Origin of the sequence: Pseudomonas glycinae (genome assembly GCF_001594225.2) — a bacterium.
GTDB lineage: Bacteria > Pseudomonadota > Gammaproteobacteria > Pseudomonadales > Pseudomonadaceae > Aquipseudomonas > Aquipseudomonas glycinae.
The window spans coordinates 2,875,595-2,898,645 of record NZ_CP014205.2 but is presented as its reverse complement, the minus strand read 5'-3'; the positions used below and the strand labels follow the sequence as shown (position 1 = coordinate 2,898,645).

Here is a 23,051-nt window from a genome sequence, read left to right as displayed (position 1 = left end):
TCACGCCTGAAGGAAAACGCACCATGAATCACGACGTCATCATCACCTGCGCACTCACCGGTGCTGGCGACACGACCGCCAAAAGCCCACACGTGCCGGTCACCCCGAAACAGATCGCCGCTGCCGCAGTAGAAGCAGCCAAGGCCGGCGCCACGGTCGTGCACTGTCACGTTCGTGACCCGCAGACCGGCAAGTTCAGCCGCGACGTGGCGCTGTACCGCGAAGTCATGGAGCGTATCCGCGAAGCCGACGTCGACATCATCGTCAACCTCACCGCCGGCATGGGTGGCGACCTGGAAATCGGCCCGGGCGAGAACCCGATGGAGTTCGGCCCGAACACCGACCTGGTCGGCCCGCTGACCCGTCTGGCCCACGTCGAAGAACTGCTGCCGGAAATCTGCACCCTGGATTGCGGCACCCTGAACTTCGGCGACGGCGACACCATTTACGTCTCCACCCCGGCCCAACTGCGCGCCGGTGCCAAGCGCATCACCGAGCTGGGCGTGAAGGCGGAGCTGGAGATTTTCGACACCGGCCACCTGTGGTTCGCCAAACAGATGATCAAGGAAGGCCTGCTCGACAATCCGCTGTTCCAGCTGTGCCTGGGCATCCCGTGGGGCGCGCCGGCCGACACCACCACCATGAAAGCCATGGTCGACAACCTGCCTGCCGACGCGGTGTGGGCCGGGTTCGGCATCGGCCGGATGCAGATGCCGATGGCCGCGCAAGCGGTGCTGCTCGGCGGCAACGTGCGGGTCGGTCTGGAAGACAACCTGTGGCTGGACAAAGGTGTGCTGGCGACCAACGGCCAACTGGTCGAACGCGCCACAGAGATCCTCAGCCGCCTCGGCGCCCGCGTGCTGACCCCGGCTGAAGGTCGCAAGAAGATGGGCCTGACCCAGCGCGGCTGATTCGAATTCACCTCTGATCCTGTGGGAGCGGGCTTGCCCGCGATGAGGTTTTTTCTACCGACAGATTTTTTCGGTAGTACCGACGCTATCGCGGGCAAGCCCGCTCCCACAGGGTTCTGCGAACTCTTTAGGACATGACCATGAGCTTTATCACCGAAATCAAAACCTTCGCAGCACTGGGCAGCGGCGTCATCGGCAGCGGCTGGGTCGCCCGCGCCCTCGCCCACGGCCTCGACGTGGTGGCCTGGGACCCGGCGCCGGGTGCCGAAGCGGCGCTGCGCAAACGCGTGGCCAACGCCTGGGGCGCGCTGGAGAAAAACGGTCTGGCGCCCGGCGCCTCGCAGGATCGCCTGCGCTTTGTCGCAACCATTGAAGAATGCGTGCGCGATGCGGACTTCATCCAGGAAAGCGCCCCGGAACGCCTCGAACTGAAACTGGATCTGCACAGCAAAATCAGTGCGGCAGCCAAGCCGAATGCCCTGATCGGGTCCAGCACCTCGGGTCTGTTGCCAAGCGAGTTCTACGAGAGTTCGACTCACCCGGAACGTTGCGTGGTCGGTCACCCGTTCAACCCGGTTTACCTGCTGCCATTGGTGGAAGTGGTCGGCGGCAAGAACACCGCGCCCGAAGCCGTGCAGGCCGCGATGAAAGTCTACGAATCCCTCGGCATGCGACCGCTGCATGTGCGCAAGGAAGTGCCGGGCTTCATCGCCGACCGCCTGCTCGAAGCGCTGTGGCGCGAGGCGCTGCACCTGGTCAACGACGGGGTGGCGACCACCGGTGAAATCGATGATGCGATCCGCTTTGGCGCTGGCCTGCGCTGGTCGTTCATGGGCACGTTCCTGACTTACACCCTGGCCGGTGGCGATGCTGGTATGCGCCACTTCATGTCGCAGTTCGGCCCGGCGTTGCAGTTGCCGTGGACATACCTGCCGGCGCCGGAGCTGACCGACAAGTTGATCGACGATGTGGTGGATGGCACCAGCGATCAATTGGGCCGGCACAGTATTTCGGCGCTGGAACGCTATCGTGATGATTGCCTGCTGGCGGTGCTTGAGGCGGTGAAGACCACCAAAGAAAAGCATGGAATGAGTTTCAGCGAGTAATCGCATATTGAGCGTCCCACGCAAAGCGTGGGAACGCTCGTGTCTGGAGATAAACATGCCCACCCTCACCACCTACCAAACCCGCATCATCCCCGACTGGGTCGACTACAACGGCCACCTGCGCGACGCCTTCTATCTGCTGATTTTCAGCTACGCCACCGACGCCCTGATGGATCGCCTCGGCATGGACAGCAACAACCGCGAAGCCAGCGGACACTCGCTGTTCACCCTCGAACTGCACCTCAACTACCTGCACGAAGTGAAGCTCGACGCCGAAGTCGAAGTGCGCACGCAGATCATCGGCCACGACCAGAAACGCCTGCACCTCTATCACAGCCTGCACCTGGCCGGCGGTGACAAGGAGCTGGCCGGCAACGAACAGATGCTGCTGCACGTCGATCTGGCCGGGCCACGTTCCGCGCCGTTTACCCCGGACACCCTGGGCCGTCTGCAAGCCATCGTCGCCGAGCAGGCCGATCTGCCCGCTCCCGCTTACATCGGCCGGGTCATCGCCCTGCCCCCAGCCCGGTAAATCCGTCCCTCACAAGGAGCCGCCATGCAAACCGCCGCTGCAGTTGCCGATTTCCGTACTTATCCGTTGATCAGCGCGCTGAACGGCGTGCAGAACCTGGCGGATCGCGTCCTGATCGAATGGGCCGACGGGCGTGTCAGCCCGTTCCACCACGTGTGGCTGCGTGACAACTGTCCGTGTCCGCAGTGCGTCTACAGCGTCACGCGTGAGCAGGTGTTCGAGATCATCGATGCGGCTCCCGACCTGACGCCATCCGCGGTTCACATCGACACCGATGGCTGCCTGCGCATCGACTGGCAGGACGACCACCTCAGCCGCTTCGATGCCGGCTGGTTGCGCGCCCACGCCTACGATGATGAATCCCGCGCCGAACGCCTCGCCGCCAAGCCGAAACCCTTCCTGTGGCGCGGCGATTTGCAGTTGCCGGTGTTCGACTATGCAGCCCTGATGAACGACAACGCCGCACTGCTGCAATGGTTGCTGGCAGTGCGCGACATCGGCCTGACTCAAGTGCGCGGCGTACCCACCGAACCCGGCTCGCTGAAGCTGATCGCCCAGCGCATTTCGTTCATCCGCGAGAGCAACTTCGGCGTGCTGTTCAACGTGCAATCCAAGGCCGACGCCGACAGCAATGCCTACACCGCTTTCAACCTGCCATTGCACACCGACCTGCCGACCCGCGAGCTGCAACCGGGGCTGCAATTTCTGCATTGCCTGGTGAACGACGCCGAGGGTGGCGAGAGTATTTTCGTCGACGGTTTTGCGATTGCCGAAGCGTTGCGTCAGGAAGATCCCGCATCATTCAAGGCCCTGTGCGAGATCCCGGTGGAGTTTCGCAACAAGGACCGCCACAGCGACTATCGCTGCCTGGCGCCGATCATCGCCCTGGACGCGTTGGGCCGGGTCGCGGAAATCCGCATGGCCAACTTCCTGCGCGGCGCGTTCGACACGTCCGTGGAGCAGATGCCCCTGCTGTATCGCGCTTACCGACGCTTCATCGCCATGACCCGCGAGCCACGTTTCCGGGTCATGCAGCGGCTCAATCCGGGCGAGCTGTGGTGCTTCGACAACCGCCGCACCCTGCACGCACGCAATGCGTTCGACCCAGCCACCGGGGCCCGACATTTTCAGGGCTGCTACATCGACCGGGATGAGCTGCTGTCGCGGATTCTGGTGTTGCAGCGCTAGACCGTATCATCGTAATTCGCAGGCAAAAAAAGCCCCGATACAAGCCGTGACAGGATCGGGGCGAGGGTACTGTTGAGGAGCTGCCGTGGCGAGGGTGACCAAACCTTCGTGAAGCAAGCTGAGGCCAGTGTGCCCACTCCCCTTGCCGGCAAGTTAGCCGAAAACGACCTGTTCATAGCCGTCGCGGCCACTGCGACAAATCGCCCTTGCCGTGCCTGGGCATGCCTACCAGAATCGAGCCACGACCTCCGTTGCCGAAGAAGGATTCGCGTCATGATGTATGCCGATTTGATCGATCAGGAAGACCTGTTGGGCCAGCTCAAGTCGTTGGGTTTTCAAGTGCCGGGCGGTTCAACTGCCGAGCAGGCCTGTGAGTATGCGGTGCGCGGTCTGGATAACGTTCGCGCCTTTGAACTGCGCAAGATGGTCAAGGACATGTACACCAGCGGCGCCAGCATCCAGCCTGCAGTGCGTCAGGCCATCGACAAACAATTGTTGCCGGCATTGGCGCAATACCAACAAACCCATAGCGCCTGACGTTGCTCACCTGATCGTTCCCACGCTCTGCGTGGGAATGCCTCAACGGACGCTCCGCGTCCGGCCTTTTGGGACGCAGAGCGTCCCGGGCTGCGTTCCCACGCAGAGCGTGGGAACGATACTTATCAGAGCCTTACACTGGCGAATGTGGATTCGTTGCGTGCCTGACTCAGCGCCGACATCGGCCCGGACAGCGGCGACATCACGATGGCCTGCGGCAGCGGCATCATCGCCACCTGCTGGGTGGTGTTGGAGCCGACGCGCTCGTCACGCGGCGGAATGCCGAAGTATTCGCGGTAGCACTTGGAGAAGTGCGGCGTCGACACAAACCCGCAGACCGACGCCACTTCGATGATCGACATCGGCGTCTGCTTGAGCAGTTGCCGCGCACGGATCAGGCGCAGCTTGAGGTAGTAGCGCGACGGCGAGCAGTGCAGGTATTTCTGGAACAGGCGCTCGAGCTGGCGACGGGACACGGCGACGTACACCGCCAGTTCGTCGAGGTCGATCGGCTCCTCCAGGTTGGCTTCCATCAGCGCGACGATTTCCTGCAGTTTCGGCTGGTTGGTGCCGAGCATGTGCTTGAGCGGCACGCGCTGGTGATCCTGTTCGTTGCGGATGCGTTCGTAGACGAACATCTCGGAAATCGCGGCTGACAGTTCACGACCGTGATCGCGGCTGATCAGGTGCAGCATCATGTCCAGCGGTGCGGTACCACCGGAGCTGGTGAAACGGTTGCGGTCGAGGGTGAACAGACGGGTGCTCATCGCAACGCGAGGAAACGCTTCCTGCATCGCCGCTAGACATTCCCAATGCACGCTGCAATCGAAGCCGTCGAGCAGGCCGGCGCAGGCCAGGGCCCAACTGCCGGTGCACACCGCACCGAGGCGGCGCGACTGACGCGCCTGGCTTTGCAGCCAGGACACGTGTTCACGGGTAACCGTGCGCTGAATGCCGATCCCGCCGCACACGATGACGGTGTCGAGGGCCGGGGCTTTGTGCATGGAGGCGTCGGGGGTGATCTGCAGACCGTCACTGGCCCAGACCTGGCCACCATCGACAGTGAGGGTGGTCCAGCGATACAGCTCGCGACCGGACAACTGGTTGGCCATGCGCAGGGGTTCGACTGCGGATGCCAGGGAAATCAGCGTGAAATTGTCCAGCAGCAGAAAGCCGATGGATTGAGGCGCACGGTTCTGGGGTTGAGCCCCGGAGTTGAACGACGTCATCGCGGTATCTCCTCACACAAAGCGGGTGATGGCCTCAGGCGGAGGCTCTTGTTATCGCCATCGTTCTCTTGCGTGAGACGGGCTTTGTTATGACAGAGCAATTGCCATGCCTAAAATTGAATGGCTGTTCAATAACTCCTGAAAACGACGTCGCGACGCGTCTATACAAGCGCTCCGATGAGAGGTGATTCGAAGTGCCATCAGCGGCCGCGAATGCCCTGCCCCGGAGCGTGTGAGCAAATCGGTAGCACTTGTGGGAACTGGCCTGCGCACGATTGTCCTACAGTGTCACCGCAGGCACAGGTGACGGACGGTAGCGCCTTCGAATCAGGCGCTGGAGGTGGGAAAGGCTCTTATCTGATAACGACGCGCCAAAAGGTGGCGCGTTTTGATTCCGGTGTGCACTTAACGCGCAGTTTTGACTGGTCCGGCCTCATCGCTGGCGAGCCAGCTCCCACAATTGAGCGGGTTCCTCTGCCGGAATGCGATCGAATGTGGGAGCGGGCTTGCTCGCGAAGGCCACACCTCAGATTTACTGACTCAACATTCAACCGCGGCCTCATCGCTGGCAAGCCAGCTCCCACAGTTTGTTTGGTGTTGCTGCTATTTTGGTAACACCTCAAAACCCTGTGGGAGCTGGCTTGCCAGCGATTGGGGCGACCAGGTATCAGCATTCCACCGCGCTGACCGCCAACCCGCCCCGCGATGTCTCTTTATATTTGTCATGCATGTCGGCGCCGGTATCGCGCATGGTGCGGATCACCCGGTCCAGCGAAATAAAGTGCTGACCGTCCCCGCGCAACGCCATCTGTGCCGCGTTGATCGCCTTCACCGCCGCAATCGCATTGCGCTCGATGCACGGCACTTGCACCAGGCCACCCACCGGATCGCAGGTCAGGCCGAGGTTGTGTTCGAGGCCGATTTCCGCCGCGTTGCACAACTGCTCAGGACTCGCGCCGAGGATTTCCGCCAGCCCTGCCGCCGCCATAGCACAGGCCGAACCGACTTCACCCTGACAGCCGACTTCAGCGCCGGAGATCGAGGCGTTCTTCTTGCACAGAATCCCCACCGCTGCGGCGCCGAGGAAGTAATCGACCACGTTGGCGTCGGTCACCGCCTCGCTGAATTTCATGAAGTAGTGCAGCACTGCCGGAATGATCCCCGCGGCGCCGTTGGTGGGTGCCGTGACCATGCGCCCGCCGGCGGCGTTTTCCTCGTTCACCGCCAAGGCGAACAGGTTGACCCACTCCATCGCGCTGAGGGTCGAGCCGATCACGTTGGGCTTGTTCAATTCCTGAAGGCTGCGGTGCAACTTCGCCGCGCGGCGGCGCACGTTGAGGCCGCCGGGCAGGATGCCTTCGTGCTTGAGGCCCTGCTCGACGCAATCCTGCATCGCCCGCCAGAGTTTCATCAGCCCGGCGCGGATTTCCTCTTCGCTGCGCCAGACCTTTTCGTTGGCCATCATCAATTCGGCCACGCGCAGGTTGTGGGTCTTGCACAGTTCCAGCAACTCCACCGCGCTGGAAAAATCGTAAGGCAACTCGGTGCGATCCAGATCCACCACACCGCTGGAGGCTTGCGCCTCGTCCACCACAAAACCGCCGCCGACCGAATAGTAGGTGTCGCGATGCAGCTCGCCGTGATCGCCTTCGGCAACCAGGGTCATGGCGTTGGGATGGAACGGCAGGTTCTCGTCGATCAGGCGCATGTCCCGGCCCCATATAAAGGGCACCGACAAACGACCGTCGAGCAACAGCGTGTGGGTTTCGCGCAGGGCCTGAATCCGCGGGCCGATCTGCGACGGGTCGATCGCGTCCGGCCACTCGCCCATCAGGCCCATGATCACCGCGTTGTCGCTGCCGTGACCGACACCGGTGGCCGACAGCGAGCCGAACAGCTGCACCTCGATGCGGCGCACCTGCTCCAGTAGATATTTGTCGCGCAACGACTCGACGAACAGGGCGGCGGCGCGCATGGGCCCGACGGTGTGGGAACTGGAAGGGCCAATGCCGATTTTGAACAGGTCGAAAACGCTGATAGCCATTGCTGCAGAGCTCCTGAGAGTGCCGGTCCGGGGCGTGAAACGCCCGCTGGCGGAGCTGCTACGCTCAAGCTGCGATCCGCCGGAATGCCCGCATCATCAGGCTTTTCCCGGGTCGCTCGGCGTCTGACACCGACGTACTCATGCCCACCAACGCCGTGCCGGTTTCAGCCCGTGTTTTCGCCGTTTTTATGCGGTTCAGATGGCCAGAAAGGGCAGAAAAAAGCTGTAAACGACGTCACTGACACTGGATGCGACCATCCCTGTACTGGATACGACGCACCCTGTAGGCGTCAGATTTTCACTGGTACATGATCGTATCGACTCGATTGCAAGGCGCTGCGGTAGAGCTGTCTCCAGAACGCCATCCAACCGCAACCCATAAGTGCGGTGGTCCAATCGGAACACTGCCAAAAAAAACACCAAGGAGTCCATTCATGAAAGGTTCCCCGTCGTTGTTGTTGGCCGCCATGCTGAGTCTGCCGTTACTGGCTCAAGCCGCAGAACCGGCGCAGTGCAGTACCGTGAACTTCTCCGATGTCGGCTGGACCGACATCACCGCAACCACCGCCACCACCTCCGTCGTGCTTCAGGCCCTCGGCTACAAGACCAAGACCACCATGATTTCCGTACCCGTGACCTACAAGTCGCTGGCCGACGGCAAGAACATGGACGTGTTCCTCGGCAACTGGATGCCGACCATGGAAAACGACATCAAGGCCTACCGCGACGCCGGCACCGTGGAAACCGTGCGCACCAACCTCAAGGGCGCCAAGTACACCCTCGCCGTTCCGCAAGCCTTGTATGACAAGGGCCTGCACGACTTCGCCGACATCGCCAAATTCAAGAAAGAACTCGACGGCAAGATCTACGGGATCGAGCCGGGCAACGACGGCAACCGTCTGATCCAGAGCATGATCGACAAGAACGCCTTCGGCCTGAAAGACGCCGGCTTCAAGGTCGTCGAGTCCAGCGAGGCGGGCATGCTGTCGCAGGTCGACCGCGCACAGAAACGCGACACCGCCGTGGTGTTCCTGGGCTGGGCACCGCACCCGATGAACAAGCGCTTCAAGATTCAGTACCTGACCGGTGGTGACGATTTCTTCGGCCCGGATTTCGGCGCCGCCACCGTGGCGACCAACACCCGCAAGGGCTACGCCGAGGAATGCAGCAACGTTGGTCAGCTGCTGAAAAACCTGGAGTTCACCGTCGACATGGAAAGCGAACTGATGGGCAACATCCTGGACGACAAGATGAAGCCTGACGCGGCCGCCAAGGCCTGGCTGAAAAAGAATCCACAGGTGCTCGATACCTGGCTCGCTGGCGTGACCACCATTGACGGTAAACCAGGCCTGGAGGCCGTGAAAGCCAAACTCAACCAGCCTTAAATTAGAGAGCATCGCTTATGCCGGACGGCCTAAGCCGTCCGGGCTGTTTATTTCCTTGCATGCGGACGTTCACTACCATGCTGATTGATCAGAAAATCCCTTTAGGCCAGTACATCGCGGGCTTCGTTGAATGGTTGACGCAACACGGCGCCAACACCTTCGACGCAATCGCCGTGACACTGGAAACGATGATCCACGGCGTGACGTTTGCGCTGACCTGGTTCAACCCGCTGGTGCTGATCGGCCTCATCGCCCTGCTGGCCCACTTCATTCAACGCAAATGGGGCCTGACCGCGTTCGTGGTCGCCTCCTTCCTGCTGATCCTCAACCTGGGGTACTGGCAGGAAACCATGGAAACCCTCGCCCAGGTCATGTTCGCGACCCTGGTCTGCGTGGTCATCGGCGTGCCGCTGGGCATCGTCGCCGCGCACAAACCGATGTTCTACACTTTGATGAGGCCGGTACTCGATCTGATGCAGACCGTACCGACCTTCGTTTACCTCATTCCTACCCTGACCCTCTTCGGGCTGGGCGTGGTGCCGGGCCTGATCTCGACGGTGGTGTTCGCCATCGCCGCGCCGATCCGCCTGACCTACCTGGGCATCCGCGATGTCCCGGAAGAACTGATGGACGCCGGCAAGGCCTTCGGCTGCTCGCGTCGCCAACTGCTTTCACGGATCGAACTGCCTCACGCCATGCCGAGCATCGCTGCCGGCATCACCCAGTGCATCATGCTGTCGCTGTCGATGGTGGTGATCGCGGCACTGGTGGGCGCCGACGGACTCGGCAAACCGGTGGTCAACGCACTGAACACTGCTGATATCGCCCTGGGCTTCGAAGCGGGCCTGGCGATCGTACTGCTGGCGATCATGCTCGACCGTATCTGCAAACAACCCGACGCCAAAGTAGGGGGTGACGCATGAGCATTATTCGCTTCGATAACGTTGACGTTATCTTCGCCAGGGATCCACGCGAGGCGCTCAAGCTGCTGGATCAGGGCATGACCCGTAACGAGATCCTGAAAAAGACCGGGCAGATTGTCGGCGTTGAAAAGGCCAGCCTGGATATCGAGAAGGGCGAGATCTGTGTACTGATGGGCCTGTCCGGCTCCGGAAAATCCAGCCTGCTGCGCTGCATCAACGGCCTCAACACCGTGAGCCGCGGCAAGCTGTTCGTCGAGCACGAAGGCAAGCAGATCGACATCGCGTCCTGCAGCCCTGCCGAACTGAAAATGATGCGCACCAAGCGCATTGCGATGGTGTTCCAGAAATTCGCCCTGATGCCCTGGCTGACCGTGCGCGAAAACATCAGCTTCGGTCTGGAAATGCAGGGCCGCCCCGAGAAAGAACGCCGCAAACTGGTCGACGACAAGCTTGAGCTCGTGGGCTTGACCCAGTGGCGCAACAAGAAGCCCAACGAGCTGTCCGGCGGCATGCAGCAGCGTGTCGGCCTGGCCCGCGCACTGGCGATGGACGCCGACATTCTGCTGATGGACGAGCCGTTTTCCGCCCTCGACCCGCTGATCCGTCAGGGCCTGCAGGATGAACTGCTGGAACTGCAACGCAAGCTGAGCAAGACCATCGTGTTCGTGAGTCACGACCTCGACGAAGCGCTCAAATTGGGTAGTCGCATCGCGATCATGAAAGACGGCCGGATCATCCAGTACAGCGTGCCGGAAGAGATCGTGCTCAACCCGGCGGACGATTACGTGCGCACCTTCGTCGCCCACACCAACCCGTTGAACGTGCTGTGCGGTCGCAGCCTGATGCGCACCCTGGACAACTGCAAACGCATCAACGGTTCGGTATGCCTGGATCCGGGCGGCGATTCGTGGCTGGATCTGGCCGAAGGCAACACCATCAAAGGTGCGCGGCAAAACGGTTCGGTGCTGAACCTGCAGAACTGGGCGCCGGGACAAGCCGTGGAAGGGCTGGAGCGCAAACCGACGCTGGTGGACTCGAACATCGGCATGCGCGACGCGTTGCAGATCCGTTACCAGACCGGCAACAAACTCGTGCTTCACGACAACAACCATGTGGTGGGGATTCTCGGGGACAGCGAGCTGTATCACGCACTGCTCGGCAAGAACCTGGGGTAAAGAGTACAGATGCAAAAACGCCGCGAGAGATCGCGGCGTTTTTGTTTTGATCGTTCCCACGCTCTGCGTGGGAATGCAGCCCGGGACGCTCCGCGTCCCATTGGTGCCAAGCGTGAAATCGGCAGCGTGGCTGGAACGCGGAGCGTCCCTTGAGGCATTCCCACGCAGACGGTTCGACGCCTCGACGTGGGAACGATCCTGAATTACAACTCAGCTATACACCCGGCCAAGGAGCTGCCGATGGCTTTCAAACTGATCGAGCACATCGCGTGTGATCTGATCCTGTGTGAAGCCCATCAGGTCGTAGTCCTGGCTGCCGTTGTGCAGGTACACCTCGGCGCGGTAGAAACGCTGGCGCGCTTCATCGGACTGGACCGACTCGCTCGGGGTCGCCAGGTAGCCGTCCAGGCTCACTTCGTAGACAAAAGGGTTGCCCTCTTCCATCTCGACCCTCACGCCCATGCAGCGCTTGGACTTGCCCAGCAGCGTCTGCACTTCCAGACCCTGTGCACGCATTTGCGCAGCGGCATCTTCCAGTGCCGGGCTGACGTGCTTGTCCATGAAGCGCTGAACCACCGACTGGCTCGGTTGCAGATCCAGCTGGGTCAGGCGCTCGCTGAAACCACGACGACCGCGTTCGGCCAGTTGCGCCTGCTCCTGTTCGATCTGCATGTCCTGGCGCATCGCCTTGTGCAAGCCGAACATGAAGCACACCAGCACCACCGAGAACGGCAGACCGGCCAGCACCACCATGGTCTGCATGGCTTCGAAGTTACCGGCGAACAGCAGGCCGATGGTTACCAGCGTGATCACGACCGACCAGAAGATCCGCAGCCAGTGCGGGGCATCTTCGTCGACGTTGCCGCCCTTGCAGGACAGGTTCGCCATCATCACCGCGCCGGAGTCGGCCGGGGTCAGGAACAGCACGAAACCAACAAAGATCGAAACACCGATCACGACTTTCGACGCCGGGTAGTGTTCCAGCAACTGATAGATCGCCATCGACGGCTGTTCCAGCGCCGTCTTGCCCAGTTCCACCGCGCCCTGGTTCATCACCAGATCCAGCGCCGAGTTACCGAAGATCGACAGCCACGCCAAGGTGAAACCCAGCGGAATCAGCAACACGCCAGCCACCAGTTCACGCACGGTACGACCACGGGAAATCCGCGCGATGAACATGCCGACGAATGGGGCCCAGGAAATCCACCAGGCCCAGTAGAACAGCGTCCACAGGCCCAGCCAGCGGTCGGATTTCTCGCTGTCGCCTTCATAGACGTACAGGTCGAAAGTCTTCAGCACCACGCCGTTGAGGTAGTCGCCGATGTTCTGCACGAAGCCGTTGAGCAAGTGCAGGGTCGGACCGAACAGCAGAACGAAAATCAGCAGGCCGCTGAACAGGATGATGTTGAGGTTGGACAGACGACGGATGCCGTTTTCCACACCGGACACGGCAGCGATGGTCGCCACGGTGCTCATCACGATGATCACGATCAGCAGATTGGTGTTGCTGTGTTCCATGCCGAACAGGTTTTCCAGGCCCGAGGACACTTGCAGCGAGCCGATCCCCAGGTTGGTCACCAGACCCAGCAGGGTCACGAACATGCCGAAGCCGTCCACCGCATGACCGGCTGCGCCCTTGACCCAACGCTCGCCCACCAGCGGGTACAGCGCCGAACGCAGGGCCAGCGGCTGGTTATGACGGTAAGCGAAATAGGCCACGGCCAGACCGACCAGCGCGTAGATCGCCCAGCCGTGCAGGCCCCAGTGCAGGAAGGTCAGCTGAACCGCCTGACGTGCCGCCATGTTGGTCGCGGACGCACCTTCCGGCGGATTGAAGTAGTGATCCAGCGGCTCGGAGGCGCCAAAGTACAGCAGCGAAATACCGATACCCGACGAGAACAGCATCCCGGCCCAGGCGCCGTAGCTGAAGTCCGGGGTGTCGTCCTTGCTACCCAGTTTGAGTTTGCCGTAGGAGGAAAACGCCAGGCCCACCACAAACACCAGGTAAGCGGCGATCACCACCATGTAGTACCAGCCGAAGCTGCGGGACAACCAGGCCTGAGCCACTCCCAGCATTCTGCCGGCCTCTTGCGGGGCGATGATCAGAATGGCGGTCAACAACAGAATCAGCGCGGTAGAGGTGTAGAACACCCAACCGTTGACCGTCACCTTCTCGGGCGGGGTCTTTATTAGCGAGGCAGAACTCATGGCACAAATGCTCCAGGCAGTGCGAGAGAAGAACACAAGGCAACACGGAACCCGACCAATCGGTTAGTTGGCAGCCGACCGGCGGGTGATATAAAGACACCCCGAAAAAAGCCCGAACCTGCAGAGTTGGCACCGCGAATCGCCGTCGTGGCCGAGGCTTGGACGTTCATCCGAAACCTGGCCTTGAGCGTCTTGCCCATTCAACACGTCCATCGAACGTCGAACCGCGCCTTGCCCCGCGCAGGTTTCGAGCATTTTCGGATGTCGGTTTTATCGCCACTTACACGTAAGAAAATTCTGTAGGCAGCGACGATTTGTCGCAGATCTTATTCTTTGTTGATTGAACGTTCAATCAAAACAAAATAGACTGGCCCTCAATCCGATCGGCGTTTGTCGTCCGTCGGAAGGCCTAAGGAGATGTGCAAGATGCCCAAGGTCGGTATGCAACCCATCCGCCGCCAACAACTGATCGAAGCCACTTTGCAGGCGGTTGATCAGGTCGGAATGGGGGACGCCAGCATTGCGCTGATCGCCCGTTTGGCCGGTGTCTCGAATGGCATCATCAGTCACTATTTTCAGGACAAGAACGGCCTGATTGCCGCCACGATGCGGTATCTGATGAGCGTCCTCAGCGAGAACGTCACCGCGCGCCGTCAGGCGCTGGCAGACAGCAGCCCCCGGGCGCATCTGCAGGTGATCATCGAAGGCAACTTCGACGCCAGCCAGGTCAATGGCCCGGCAATGAAAACCTGGCTGGCCTTCTGGGCCACCAGCATGCACCAGCCGTCTTTGCACAGGTTGCAGCGGATCAACGATCACCGTCTGTATTCCAACCTGTGCTGCGAGTTCCGCCGTGTGTTGCCGCTCGAAGATGCGCGCACCGCCGCCCGTGGACTGGCAGCTCTGATCGACGGTTTGTGGTTGCGCGGCGCGCTGTCGGGAGACGCTTTCGACACTGCGCAGGCGCAACAGATCGCTTACGAATACATGGATTTCCAATTGGCCAAGCAGGTGAGCTAGAGCACAGAAAAAACGCTCGGCCCCTGAACTGTCACCGACCAGCGATGCCACAGCTACATGGCTCACCCGGTGACCAACGCCAACCACTAATGCACTTGCGAGGACACTATGGCCCGTTTCGAACTGCAAAAACTCTACATCGATGGCGCGTACTCCGACGCCGGCAGCGATGCCACCTTCGAAGCCATCAACCCGGCTAACGGTGAAGTCCTCGCACTGGTGCAACGCGCGACCAAGGAAGACGTCGAGCGCGCTGTGGTCAGCGCCGAAAAGGGCCAGAAAATCTGGGCCGCGATGACCGCCATGGAGCGTTCGCGCATCCTGCGTCGCGCCGTCGACATCCTGCGCGAGCGCAACGATGAACTGGCTGCCCTGGAAACCCTGGACACCGGTAAAGCCTTCTCCGAAACCAAATACGTCGACATCGTCACCGGCGCCGACGTACTGGAATACTACGCAGGCCTGGTACCCGCCATCGAAGGCGAGCAGATCCCGCTGCGTGACACTTCCTTCGTCTACACCCGTCGCGAGCCGCTGGGCGTCGTCGCCGGTATCGGCGCGTGGAACTACCCGATTCAGATCGCCCTGTGGAAATCCGCTCCAGCCCTGGCGGCCGGTAACGCGATGATCTTCAAGCCAAGCGAAGTCACCTCGCTGACCACCCTGAAACTGGCCGAAATCTACACCGAAGCCGGCGTTCCGAACGGCGTGTTCAACGTACTGACCGGCAGCGGCCGTGAAGTCGGCACCTGGCTGACCGAGCACCCGCGCATCGAGAAGATCTCCTTCACCGGCGGCACCGACACAGGCAAGAAGGTCATGGCCAGCGCTTCGGCTTCGTCGCTCAAAGACGTGACCATGGAACTGGGCGGCAAGTCCCCGCTGATCATCTGCGACGACGCCGACCTGGATCGCGCCGCCGACACCGCCATGATGGCCAACTTCTACAGCTCCGGTCAGGTCTGCACCAACGGCACTCGCGTGTTCGTGCCGAGCCACCTGAAAGCCGCTTTCGAAGCCAAGATCGTCGAGCGCGTTGCCCGCATCCGCGTTGGCAACCCGGAAGACGAAAACACCAACTTCGGCCCGCTGGTCAGCTTCCCGCACATGGAAAGCGTGCTGGGCTACATCGCCAAGGGTAAAGAAGAAGGCGCCCGCGTTCTGTGCGGTGGCGAGCGTCTGACCGACGGCGAATTCGCCAAAGGCGCGTTCGTGGCTCCAACCGTGTTCACCGACTGCACCGACGACATGACTATCGTCCGTGAAGAAATCTTCGGCCCGGTGATGGCGATCCTGAGCTACGAAACCGAAGAAGAAGTGATCCGCCGCGCCAACGACACCGACTTCGGCCTGGCCGCCGGTATCGTCACCCGCGACCTGAACCGCGCCCACCGCGTGATTCATCAGCTGGAAGCCGGTATCTGCTGGATCAACGCCTGGGGCGAGTCCGACGCAAAAATGCCGGTTGGCGGTTACAAGCAGTCGGGCGTGGGCCGTGAGAACGGCATCAGCTCGCTGAACAACTTCACTCGCATCAAATCGGTACAGGTCGAGCTGGGCGATTACGTCTCGGTGTTCTAAGACCCGAGTCTCGTATTGCCTGCGAGGGCCTCTTCGCGGGCAAGCCCGCTCCCACAGGTTTGGGGTCGTCCATCAAATCCGTGGCAACTCCCAATCCCTGTGGGAGCTGGCTTGCCAGCGATTCGAGTGCATAGCACTCGCCGAGGCCCGATCTGACCACATCTAAAGAGGGTGCATTCAATGTCCCAAGAATTCGATTACATCATCGTCGGTGCCGGCTCTGCCGGTAACACCCTGGCGACCCGTCTGACTGAAGACGAAGGCGTCACCGTCCTGCTGCTCGAAGCCGGCGGCCCGGACTACCGTCTCGATTTCCGCACGCAGATGCCGGCAGCCCTGGCATTCCCACTGCAAGGCCGTCGCTACAACTGGGCGTACGAAACCGATCCGGAGCCACACATGGACGGTCGCCGGATGGAATGCGGTCGCGGCAAGGGCCTTGGCGGCTCCTCGCTGATCAACGGCATGTGCTACATCCGTGGCAACGCGATGGACTACGACGGCTGGGCGAAACTGCCAGGCCTGGAAGACTGGTCCTACCTCGATTGCCTGCCGTATTTCCGCAAAGCGGAAACCCGCGACATCGGCCCGAACGACTACCACGGCGGCGACGGTCCGGTCAGCGTGACCACTCCGAAAGCGGGCAACAACCCGCTGTTCCACGCCATGGTTGAAGCTGGCGTGCAGGCCGGTTACCCGCGTACCGAAGACTTGAACGGCTACCAGCAGGAAGGCTTCGGCCCGATGGACCGCACCGTGACGCCGAACGGCCGCCGTGCTTCCACCGCCCGTGGTTACCTGGACGTGGCCAAGAAGCGTTCGACCCTGACCATCGTCACTCACGCCCTGACTGACAAGGTTCTGTTCGAAGGCAAGCGTGCCGTTGGCGTGCGTTACCTGGTCGGTGCCGCTGAAGAACGTGTTGAAGCCCGCGCCCGCAAGGAAGTCATCGTCTGCTCCGGCGCGATCGCTTCGCCGCAACTGCTGCAACGCTCCGGCGTCGGCCCGGCGAAACTGCTGGAAAGCCTCGACATTCCGGTGGTTCACGATCTGCCGGGCGTCGGTGAAAACCTGCAGGATCACCTCGAGCTGTACCTGCAATACGCTTGCACCCAACCGGTCTCGCTGTACCCGTCGCTGCTCTGGTACAACCAGCCGGCCATCGGTGCCGAGTGGCTGTTCAACGGCACCGGCATCGGCGCCAGCAACCAGTTCGAAGCCGGTGGTTTCATCCGTACCCGTCCGGAATTCGAGTGGCCGAACATCCAGTATCACTTCCTGCCGGTGGCGATTAACTACAACGGCAGCAACGGTGTGAAAGAGCACGGTTTCCAGGCGCATATGGGTTCCATGCGTTCGCCAAGCCGCGGTCGCGTCCAGGTCAAATCCAAGGATCCGCGTCAGCACCCGAGCATCCTGTTCAACTACATGGCCACCGAGCAGGACTGGCAGGAGTTCCGCGACGGCATCCGCCTGACCCGTGAAATCATGCAACAGCCTGCACTGGACGCCTTCCGTGGCCGCGAAATCAGCCCGGGCATCGAAGTGCAAACCGATGAGCAGCTGGACAAGTTCATCCGCGAGCACGCCGAAACCGCGTTCCACCCGTCCTGCTCGTGCAAGATGGGCACCGACGAAATGGCAGTAGTGGATGGCGAAGGCCGCGTGCATGGCATGCAGGGTCTGCGTGTGGTCGATGCTTCGATCATGCCGATCATCACCACCGGCAACCTGAACGCGCCGACGATCATGATCGCCGAGAAAATCGCCGACAAGATCCGTGGCCGCCAGCCGTTGCCGCGCAGCAACGCACCGTACTATGTCGCTGGCGATGCGCCGGTGAAAGGCAAGGCGATGCGTGATGTAACGCCTGCCGCTCACTGACAACCTACTGGCACCGCCACTAAAAACCGCCACCTCTTTCAGAGGCTGGCGGTTTTTTATTTAACCCTCCCTACTATTTAAAAGTGCAACTTCAGCCGAACAAAACTCGCAATACTTACCAACTTTACCTCTCGATCAAACACACTAGAATGCGCGCCTCCAAAGTACAAACCAAGGAAGAACAATGCCATTCAACTACGCAAATGAGAATATGTCCGCCAGCTTCTTTCGGCATGCATTATCCAAAGAAAAAACCATCACTTTGGACTTCAGCTATTTAAGCGGCGTTATCGAGTCGTGGTGGAAAAAGAACAAGGGTCAAAACCTGCACACCCTAAAAATACAACTTACAAATTTATTCATTAATTATCTCCACCCGGAAGACACCCTCTACTTTGACCAGGTCGGCACCAACAAAGGCATTGCCGCGGTGTGCATCAGAAATATTTTCAGCATCGACTGCCCCGCACTGGCCCTCACCGTCCATGAGGCGCTGGCCGACCTGTTCCACTTGACTGATATCAAGTACGAATACGAAGACCATAAAGCGCTGTACATGAAACCCTCCGCTGAAAAGTATCGGGAATGGGGTAATGGTTACGGGGACATCACCCCGCACTCAGATGACTTGTATGAAAGCCTGGACGTTGACTATCTTGCACTCACGGTGTGCCGGGACACTACTCGCACGCCGACCGCCTATTATTTTCCAGCCGACTTGCTGCTATCACTTGATGATGAAGAAATTCAAACCTTACTTGGCATGCAGGCGATTTTCGTTTCAGGTAAAAACGTCAAAGGCTCAAAAGAGCGCGTTCGAAATGTCGTTGAATACAGTGAACTGTATGGCTACCGGTTTTCACTTGATTTCCGTATCGACATTCACAGCGGCGAGCGAATGCGTGCGCTCAACGGCGGTCAAGAGGTGTTGGACAAAATCCGCGCAGGGCTGCCCACTGCCAAGTGCAATGTCTCCACGGCGCAGACCGGCACATTCCTGATCGTTGCCAATAACAAGATATTGCATGCTCGCCCCACTCTGAATATCAGCGCCGATGAGGTTCGCTTGCAAGCCGCAACTTCGACGTTGACCACTACGCCGCGCTTGTTGTTTCGCAGCAAAGGGCCTCGCAAGCAGTATTACTCGCTGGACGAAAAGCACGCAGTCCGAGGAGCGGCTTGATGAACGGCTGCCAGTCTTCATCCGACTCCACCTTCGCGCAAACGCTCAAGGCGGGAGGGCGCGACGCTATCACCTTCGGCATCGCGTTCATTTTTCTGTATTTATCCATCGGAATGGTGGGCGCTGCTCAAGCGCTGACATTGAGTCAGACGATGGCAACGACCCTGTTGATTTTTTCGACACCGTTACAGTTTCTACTCATACAAAACTACAACGACGGATGGTTGCTGATCCCGATTATTCTGGCACTCAACGCCCGATTTGTTTTGCTTTCAGCGACGTTGGCACCGCACCTCAAGCAGACGTCGACGCGTAAGACTCTCGCGTCATTGATACTGCTGACACCCTCGATCTTCACGGCATGCATAACGCGCTTCAAGCACAAGACGAGTTTCCCGTTCGCGTATTTTGTTGGCGTAGGCGCACCCATCTTCGCCTTGTCGATCATCTGCACTTACGTCGGCTTTATCGCCGGCGCAGATTTTGCGTCACCGACCGTTGCAGCCGCCATGACGATGCTCTTGCCACTTCAGTTCACTGCGCTGGCCGGCAAGCACTGGCCGCACTACATGGAGGTCTCCAGCTACTGGCTGGGTTTCATCGGTGCCCCTTTGCTGGTGTTGCTCTTCAAGGACTACAACTTGCTGATTACGCCCTTTGTGATCGGCGGCATGCTCGTAATGATTGAAAACACCCGTACTCGCCAAGGAACGGCTTCGCAATGACTCTCTGGATGCTGATCGGCTTTGCCGCAATCACGGCTTTTGCATTTCGTGCATTACCGTTTGCTTTCAAAAACACCACGGCGTTGACGCGCACCGAAGGTTCTTTTTACCGCTTCGTCAGTTACAGCGCCCAAGCGATGTTGGGAGTGATCATTTATGACACGGCATTTGCCAGGCTTGATGGCCCGAGTCTGATGCAACAGTTTCAGATTCTGGATGCGCTGAAACTGCTGCTGTTAGTCGGAACATTTGTCGTCGTGGCCAGAACCCGAAAAATTCTGCCAGGTTTCTTTGCCAGCCTGCTGATTTACGTACTCGCATTCGTCTATTTGAATAACTGAAGTTTTACCGCAGAGCCGACCAGGGGCCCTTGGACACGCTTGCTCAAGTACGCCCCTTTCGCCTGACGGCGATGACGGTCACTCACAGAATGTATTTCCCTCTCAGGCGCTACGCTTGATACTCCCCCCCACGCAGGCCTACTCTAGTCCTCGCCCAATCGTTCCCCCTCCCCGCCGAATTCGCTTTGCCGCTGCTCCCATGACAAGGAGGTTCCCTGATGTTCGATTTCCACCCCCAGCTCAAGCAGCGCTTTGCTGCCTTGCGCACGGGCGCCGAGTTTTTTTCCCTGCGGTATGTACGCGAATCCGGCCAGTACCTGTCGGTGCGCAAGAACGTTGCCGAACCGCCGAGCCTGAGCCGCGACGAAGGCGCGATGCTCACCGTCCGGGTCAACGGCGTCGAAGCCTACGCCGCGACCAATGACCTGTCGCAACAAGGCCTGCAAGCCGCCCTCGAGCGTGCCGAACAACAGGCCCGGCGGATCAAACCGCACGCTCTGCTCGACTTGAGCAAGCAGCCGGTGTCCAGCGACCGCGCCGACTACTTTTCACCCAATCTCGAACAACCCTTCCCGTCCCTGAGCGAATGCTTCGAGCTGCTCGGCGCGGAATCCGCCTCGGTGCCAAAGGATGAGCGCCTGGTGAACTGGGAAGTGAGCATCGGCATCACCCACGTCGAACAGATCTACCTGAGCAGCGCCGGCGCCGAATTGCGCCAGGCCCAGCGTTTCGTCTATCCGGGCCTGAGCGTCACCGCCTACGACGGCAACGACAGCCAGACCCGCAGCCTCGGTCGCGAGAACTTCGGCCAGCAGGGCGGCGCCGATGTGATCAGCCGTTGCGGCCTGATCGGTGCCGGCCCGCAAGTCGCCGATCAGGCGCTGCAACTGCTGCTCGCGCCGAATACGCCACAAGGCCCGCGCGACCTGCTGCTGATGCCCGACCAGATGATGCTGCAGATCCACGAATCCATCGGCCACCCGCTGGAGCTCGACCGCATCCTCGGCGACGAGCGCAATTACGCCGGCACCAGTTTCGTCAAAGCCGCGGATTTCGGCAGCCTGCAATACGGCTCGAAACTGCTCAACGTGACGTTCGATCCGGGCATCCCGGAAGAACTCGCCAGCTACGGCCATGACGACGAAGGCACCGCCGCCAGCAAGCAATTCCTGATTCGCGAAGGCCTGTTGGTCCGTCCATTGGGCGGTGCCTTGTCGCAATTTCGCGCGGGCCTGGACGGCGTCGCCAACAGCCGCGCCTGCGGCTGGAACCGTCCACCGATCGACCGCATGGCCAACCTCAACATCGAGCCGGGCAACCAGCCGCTGGAGCAACTGATCGGCGGCATCGAAAACGGCATTCTGATGAGCACCAACCGTTCCTGGTCGATCGACGATGCACGCAACAAATTCCAGTTCGGCTGCGAATGGGGCCAGTTGATCGAAAACGGCGAACTCAAGGGTGTAGTGAAAAATCCAAACTACCGGGGCATTTCCGCGCACTTCTGGAAGAGCCTGCGCGCCGTCGGCAACGCCGGCACCACAAAGGTGCTGGGCACGCCGAACTGCGGCAAGGGCGAACCTAACCAGGTGATCCGCGTCGGCCACGCTTCGCCGGCCTGCGTGTTCAGTAATGTAGATGTGTTTGGGGGAGACGCCTGATGAGTATTTCCAAGAACCCGTCCGAGGCGTTCAAGGTGCTGGTCAACTGGCTGCGCGATGCCGTGCGCGAGCCGGAACAGTTCACCCTGAGTTACGACGCCGAATCGTCGGCCTTCGTCCGCTTCAACCACGCCAGGGTGCGTCAGGCCGGGCAAGTGCAGCAAGCCGGTATCGGTCTGAAACTGATCGACGACGGTCGCCATGCCGACCTGCACATTACCCTGTCCGGTGAGCAGGCCACCGACCTGCAACGCCTCGCCGAAGGTTTGCAACAACTGCGCGAAACCCTGCCGCTGCTGCCGCAGGATCCGTACCTGTTGCTCAACCACAACGGCTGGCAGAGCCAGAATGTGCAGGAGCATCCGCTGCCGGACACCGAGCAGGTGGTGGCGGAAATCGCCCAGGCGGCCGAAGGCCTGGATCTGGTCGGCTTCTATGCCGCAGGGCCGATCAGCCGTGGTTTTGCCAGCTCTTCCGGCGCTTTCGGCTGGCATCAGGCCAACAGCTTCAACTTCGATTTCAGTCTGTTCCATGAGAACGGTGAAGCGGTGAAAGCCAGCTACGCCGGGCATGACTGGAACAGCGAAGACTTCGCCAGACGCATCCAGCAGGCCCGCGAACAACTCGAGTTTCTCGGTCGACCGCTGCGCACCCTGCCGCCCGGCCAATACCGCGCCTATCTGGCGCCCGCAGCCCTGGAAGAAATCATGGGCATGTTGTGCTGGGGTGGTTTCTCGGCGCAGTCGATTGCCAGCAAGAGCAGCCCGTTGCAGAAGCTGTATGCCGGCGATCAGGCGTTCAGCCCGCTGGTGTCCCTCGACGAGAAAGTCAGCGACTCGCTGAGCCCGGCGTTTTCCGGCGAAGGTTACCCGCGCAGCGATCTGCGGCTGATCATCGAAGGCAAGGCAGGTGATCAGTTGGTCGGTTCGCGCAGTGCCGCCGAGTACGGTCTGACGGCCAACGGCGCCGGCGGTGGCGAATCGCCGAGCGCGCTGAACATGGGCGCAGGTGACCTACCCCAGGCCGAGATCCTCAAGCAGTTGGGCACCGGGCTGTATATCAGCAACCTGTGGTACCTGAACTTCTCCGATCAACCGGCGGCGCGCCTGACCGGGATGACCCGGTTTGCCACCTTCTGGGTCGAGAACGGCGAGATTCAGGCGCCGGTCAGCACCATGCGTTTCGACGACAGCGCCTACAGCCTGCTGGGTTCGCAGCTGGAAGCGTTGACCGCCGAGCGCGAGCTGCTGCTGTCGGCGAGCACCTACAGCCAGCGCAATACCTCGTCGGCGCTGTTGCCGGGGGCGCTGGTGAGCCGATTGACCCTGACCCTGTAAATCCCGGACCTGATCGTTCCCACGCTCTGCGTGGGAATGCATCCCGTGACGCTCCGCGTCACTTTACAGCGGACGCAGAGC

The 23,051-nt window shown here is 60.6% G+C and carries 19 protein-coding genes; 16 read left to right on the top strand and 3 right to left on the bottom strand.

Annotated elements, in window-relative coordinates; all coding sequences use genetic code 11:
* The first annotated feature begins 23 nt into the window (after positions 1 to 23).
* The 5 genes from cdhC (at position 24) to AWU82_RS13070 (ending at position 4,274) form a co-directional block, all read left to right on the top strand.
* On the top strand, positions 24 to 911 hold the full coding sequence (gene cdhC / locus AWU82_RS13090) for a 3-dehydrocarnitine:acetyl-CoA trimethylamine transferase CdhC (RefSeq protein WP_064380223.1): 888 nt from the start codon (positions 24 to 26) through the stop codon (positions 909 to 911).
* 140 nt (positions 912 to 1,051) lie between these two features.
* Complete coding sequence (locus AWU82_RS13085; protein WP_011336297.1) at positions 1,052 to 2,017, top strand: L-carnitine dehydrogenase; 966 nt, start codon at positions 1,052 to 1,054, stop codon at positions 2,015 to 2,017.
* 55 nt (positions 2,018 to 2,072) lie between these two features.
* Positions 2,073 to 2,549 carry a thioesterase family protein gene (locus AWU82_RS13080; protein ID WP_064380221.1) on the top strand — a complete coding sequence of 159 codons (477 nt, stop codon included), beginning with the start codon at positions 2,073 to 2,075 and terminating at the stop codon, positions 2,547 to 2,549.
* 24 nt (positions 2,550 to 2,573) lie between these two features.
* A complete protein-coding gene (locus AWU82_RS13075; protein WP_064380219.1) occupies positions 2,574 to 3,737 on the top strand; it encodes a gamma-butyrobetaine dioxygenase in 1,164 nt (387 codons plus the stop codon).
* A 273-nt stretch (positions 3,738 to 4,010) separates the two neighbouring features.
* Positions 4,011 to 4,274: a hypothetical protein gene (locus AWU82_RS13070; RefSeq protein ID WP_064380218.1), complete on the top strand. Its 264-nt coding sequence runs from the start codon at positions 4,011 to 4,013 to the stop codon at positions 4,272 to 4,274.
* A gap of 125 nt (positions 4,275 to 4,399) precedes the next feature.
* On the opposite strand, the gene gbdR is transcribed toward AWU82_RS13070, so the two are convergent.
* Both gbdR and AWU82_RS13060 read right to left on the bottom strand, forming a co-directional pair.
* A complete protein-coding gene (gene gbdR, locus AWU82_RS13065) occupies positions 4,400 to 5,503 on the bottom strand; it encodes a choline metabolism transcriptional regulator GbdR (protein ID WP_011336300.1) in 1,104 nt (367 codons plus the stop codon).
* 667 nt (positions 5,504 to 6,170) lie between these two features.
* A complete protein-coding gene (locus AWU82_RS13060) occupies positions 6,171 to 7,547 on the bottom strand; it encodes an L-serine ammonia-lyase (RefSeq protein ID WP_064380216.1) in 1,377 nt (458 codons plus the stop codon).
* A 434-nt stretch (positions 7,548 to 7,981) separates the two neighbouring features.
* Between AWU82_RS13060 and AWU82_RS13055 the strand changes: the two genes are divergently transcribed.
* From AWU82_RS13055 to choV, 3 genes are all read left to right on the top strand, one after another.
* Complete coding sequence (locus tag AWU82_RS13055; RefSeq protein ID WP_064380214.1) at positions 7,982 to 8,932, top strand: choline ABC transporter substrate-binding protein; 951 nt, start codon at positions 7,982 to 7,984, stop codon at positions 8,930 to 8,932.
* Positions 8,933 to 9,009: 77 nt separating this feature from the next.
* On the top strand, positions 9,010 to 9,855 hold the full coding sequence (choW, locus tag AWU82_RS13050) for a choline ABC transporter permease subunit (RefSeq protein ID WP_064380213.1): 846 nt from the start codon (positions 9,010 to 9,012) through the stop codon (positions 9,853 to 9,855).
* Positions 9,852 to 11,030, top strand: a complete 1,179-nt coding sequence (choV, locus tag AWU82_RS13045; RefSeq protein ID WP_064380211.1) for a choline ABC transporter ATP-binding protein — start codon at positions 9,852 to 9,854, stop codon at positions 11,028 to 11,030. The genes choW and choV overlap by 4 nt, the downstream gene beginning before the upstream one ends.
* 210 nt (positions 11,031 to 11,240) lie before the next feature.
* Here choV and AWU82_RS13040 read toward each other — a convergent pair whose 3' ends face one another.
* Positions 11,241 to 13,181 (bottom strand): BCCT family transporter, encoded by a 1,941-nt coding sequence (locus AWU82_RS13040; protein ID WP_223290698.1) that lies wholly within the window; start codon positions 13,179 to 13,181, stop codon positions 11,241 to 11,243.
* A gap of 483 nt (positions 13,182 to 13,664) precedes the next feature.
* On the opposite strand from AWU82_RS13040, the gene betI reads away from it, so the two are divergent.
* From betI to AWU82_RS13000, 8 genes are all read left to right on the top strand, one after another.
* On the top strand, positions 13,665 to 14,258 hold the full coding sequence (gene betI, locus AWU82_RS13035) for a transcriptional regulator BetI (protein WP_011336305.1): 594 nt from the start codon (positions 13,665 to 13,667) through the stop codon (positions 14,256 to 14,258).
* 108 nt (positions 14,259 to 14,366) lie between these two features.
* On the top strand, positions 14,367 to 15,839 hold the full coding sequence (betB, locus tag AWU82_RS13030; RefSeq protein ID WP_064380209.1) for a betaine-aldehyde dehydrogenase: 1,473 nt from the start codon (positions 14,367 to 14,369) through the stop codon (positions 15,837 to 15,839).
* 180 nt (positions 15,840 to 16,019) lie between these two features.
* Positions 16,020 to 17,723: a choline dehydrogenase gene (gene betA, locus AWU82_RS13025; protein ID WP_064380206.1), complete on the top strand. Its 1,704-nt coding sequence runs from the start codon at positions 16,020 to 16,022 to the stop codon at positions 17,721 to 17,723.
* Positions 17,724 to 17,907: 184 nt separating this feature from the next.
* Entirely contained in the window at positions 17,908 to 18,906 is a 999-nt protein-coding gene (locus AWU82_RS13020) for a hypothetical protein (RefSeq protein ID WP_064380204.1), read from the top strand.
* A complete protein-coding gene (locus AWU82_RS13015) occupies positions 18,906 to 19,631 on the top strand; it encodes an AzlC family ABC transporter permease (RefSeq protein ID WP_064380201.1) in 726 nt (241 codons plus the stop codon). The genes AWU82_RS13020 and AWU82_RS13015 overlap by 1 nt, the downstream gene beginning before the upstream one ends.
* Positions 19,628 to 19,972, top strand: coding sequence for an AzlD domain-containing protein (locus AWU82_RS13010; RefSeq protein ID WP_064380199.1), 345 nt, complete (start codon positions 19,628 to 19,630; stop codon positions 19,970 to 19,972). Before AWU82_RS13015 ends, AWU82_RS13010 begins: the two co-directional genes overlap by 4 nt.
* A gap of 218 nt (positions 19,973 to 20,190) precedes the next feature.
* Positions 20,191 to 21,633 carry a TldD/PmbA family protein gene (locus tag AWU82_RS13005; protein WP_064380197.1) on the top strand — a complete coding sequence of 481 codons (1,443 nt, stop codon included), beginning with the start codon at positions 20,191 to 20,193 and terminating at the stop codon, positions 21,631 to 21,633.
* The gene (locus AWU82_RS13000; protein ID WP_064380194.1) at positions 21,633 to 22,970 is read left to right on the top strand and encodes a TldD/PmbA family protein; all 1,338 of its coding nucleotides are present in this window, start codon (positions 21,633 to 21,635) and stop codon (positions 22,968 to 22,970) included. The genes AWU82_RS13005 and AWU82_RS13000 overlap by 1 nt, the downstream gene beginning before the upstream one ends.
* The last annotated feature ends 81 nt before the right edge of the window (positions 22,971 to 23,051 follow it).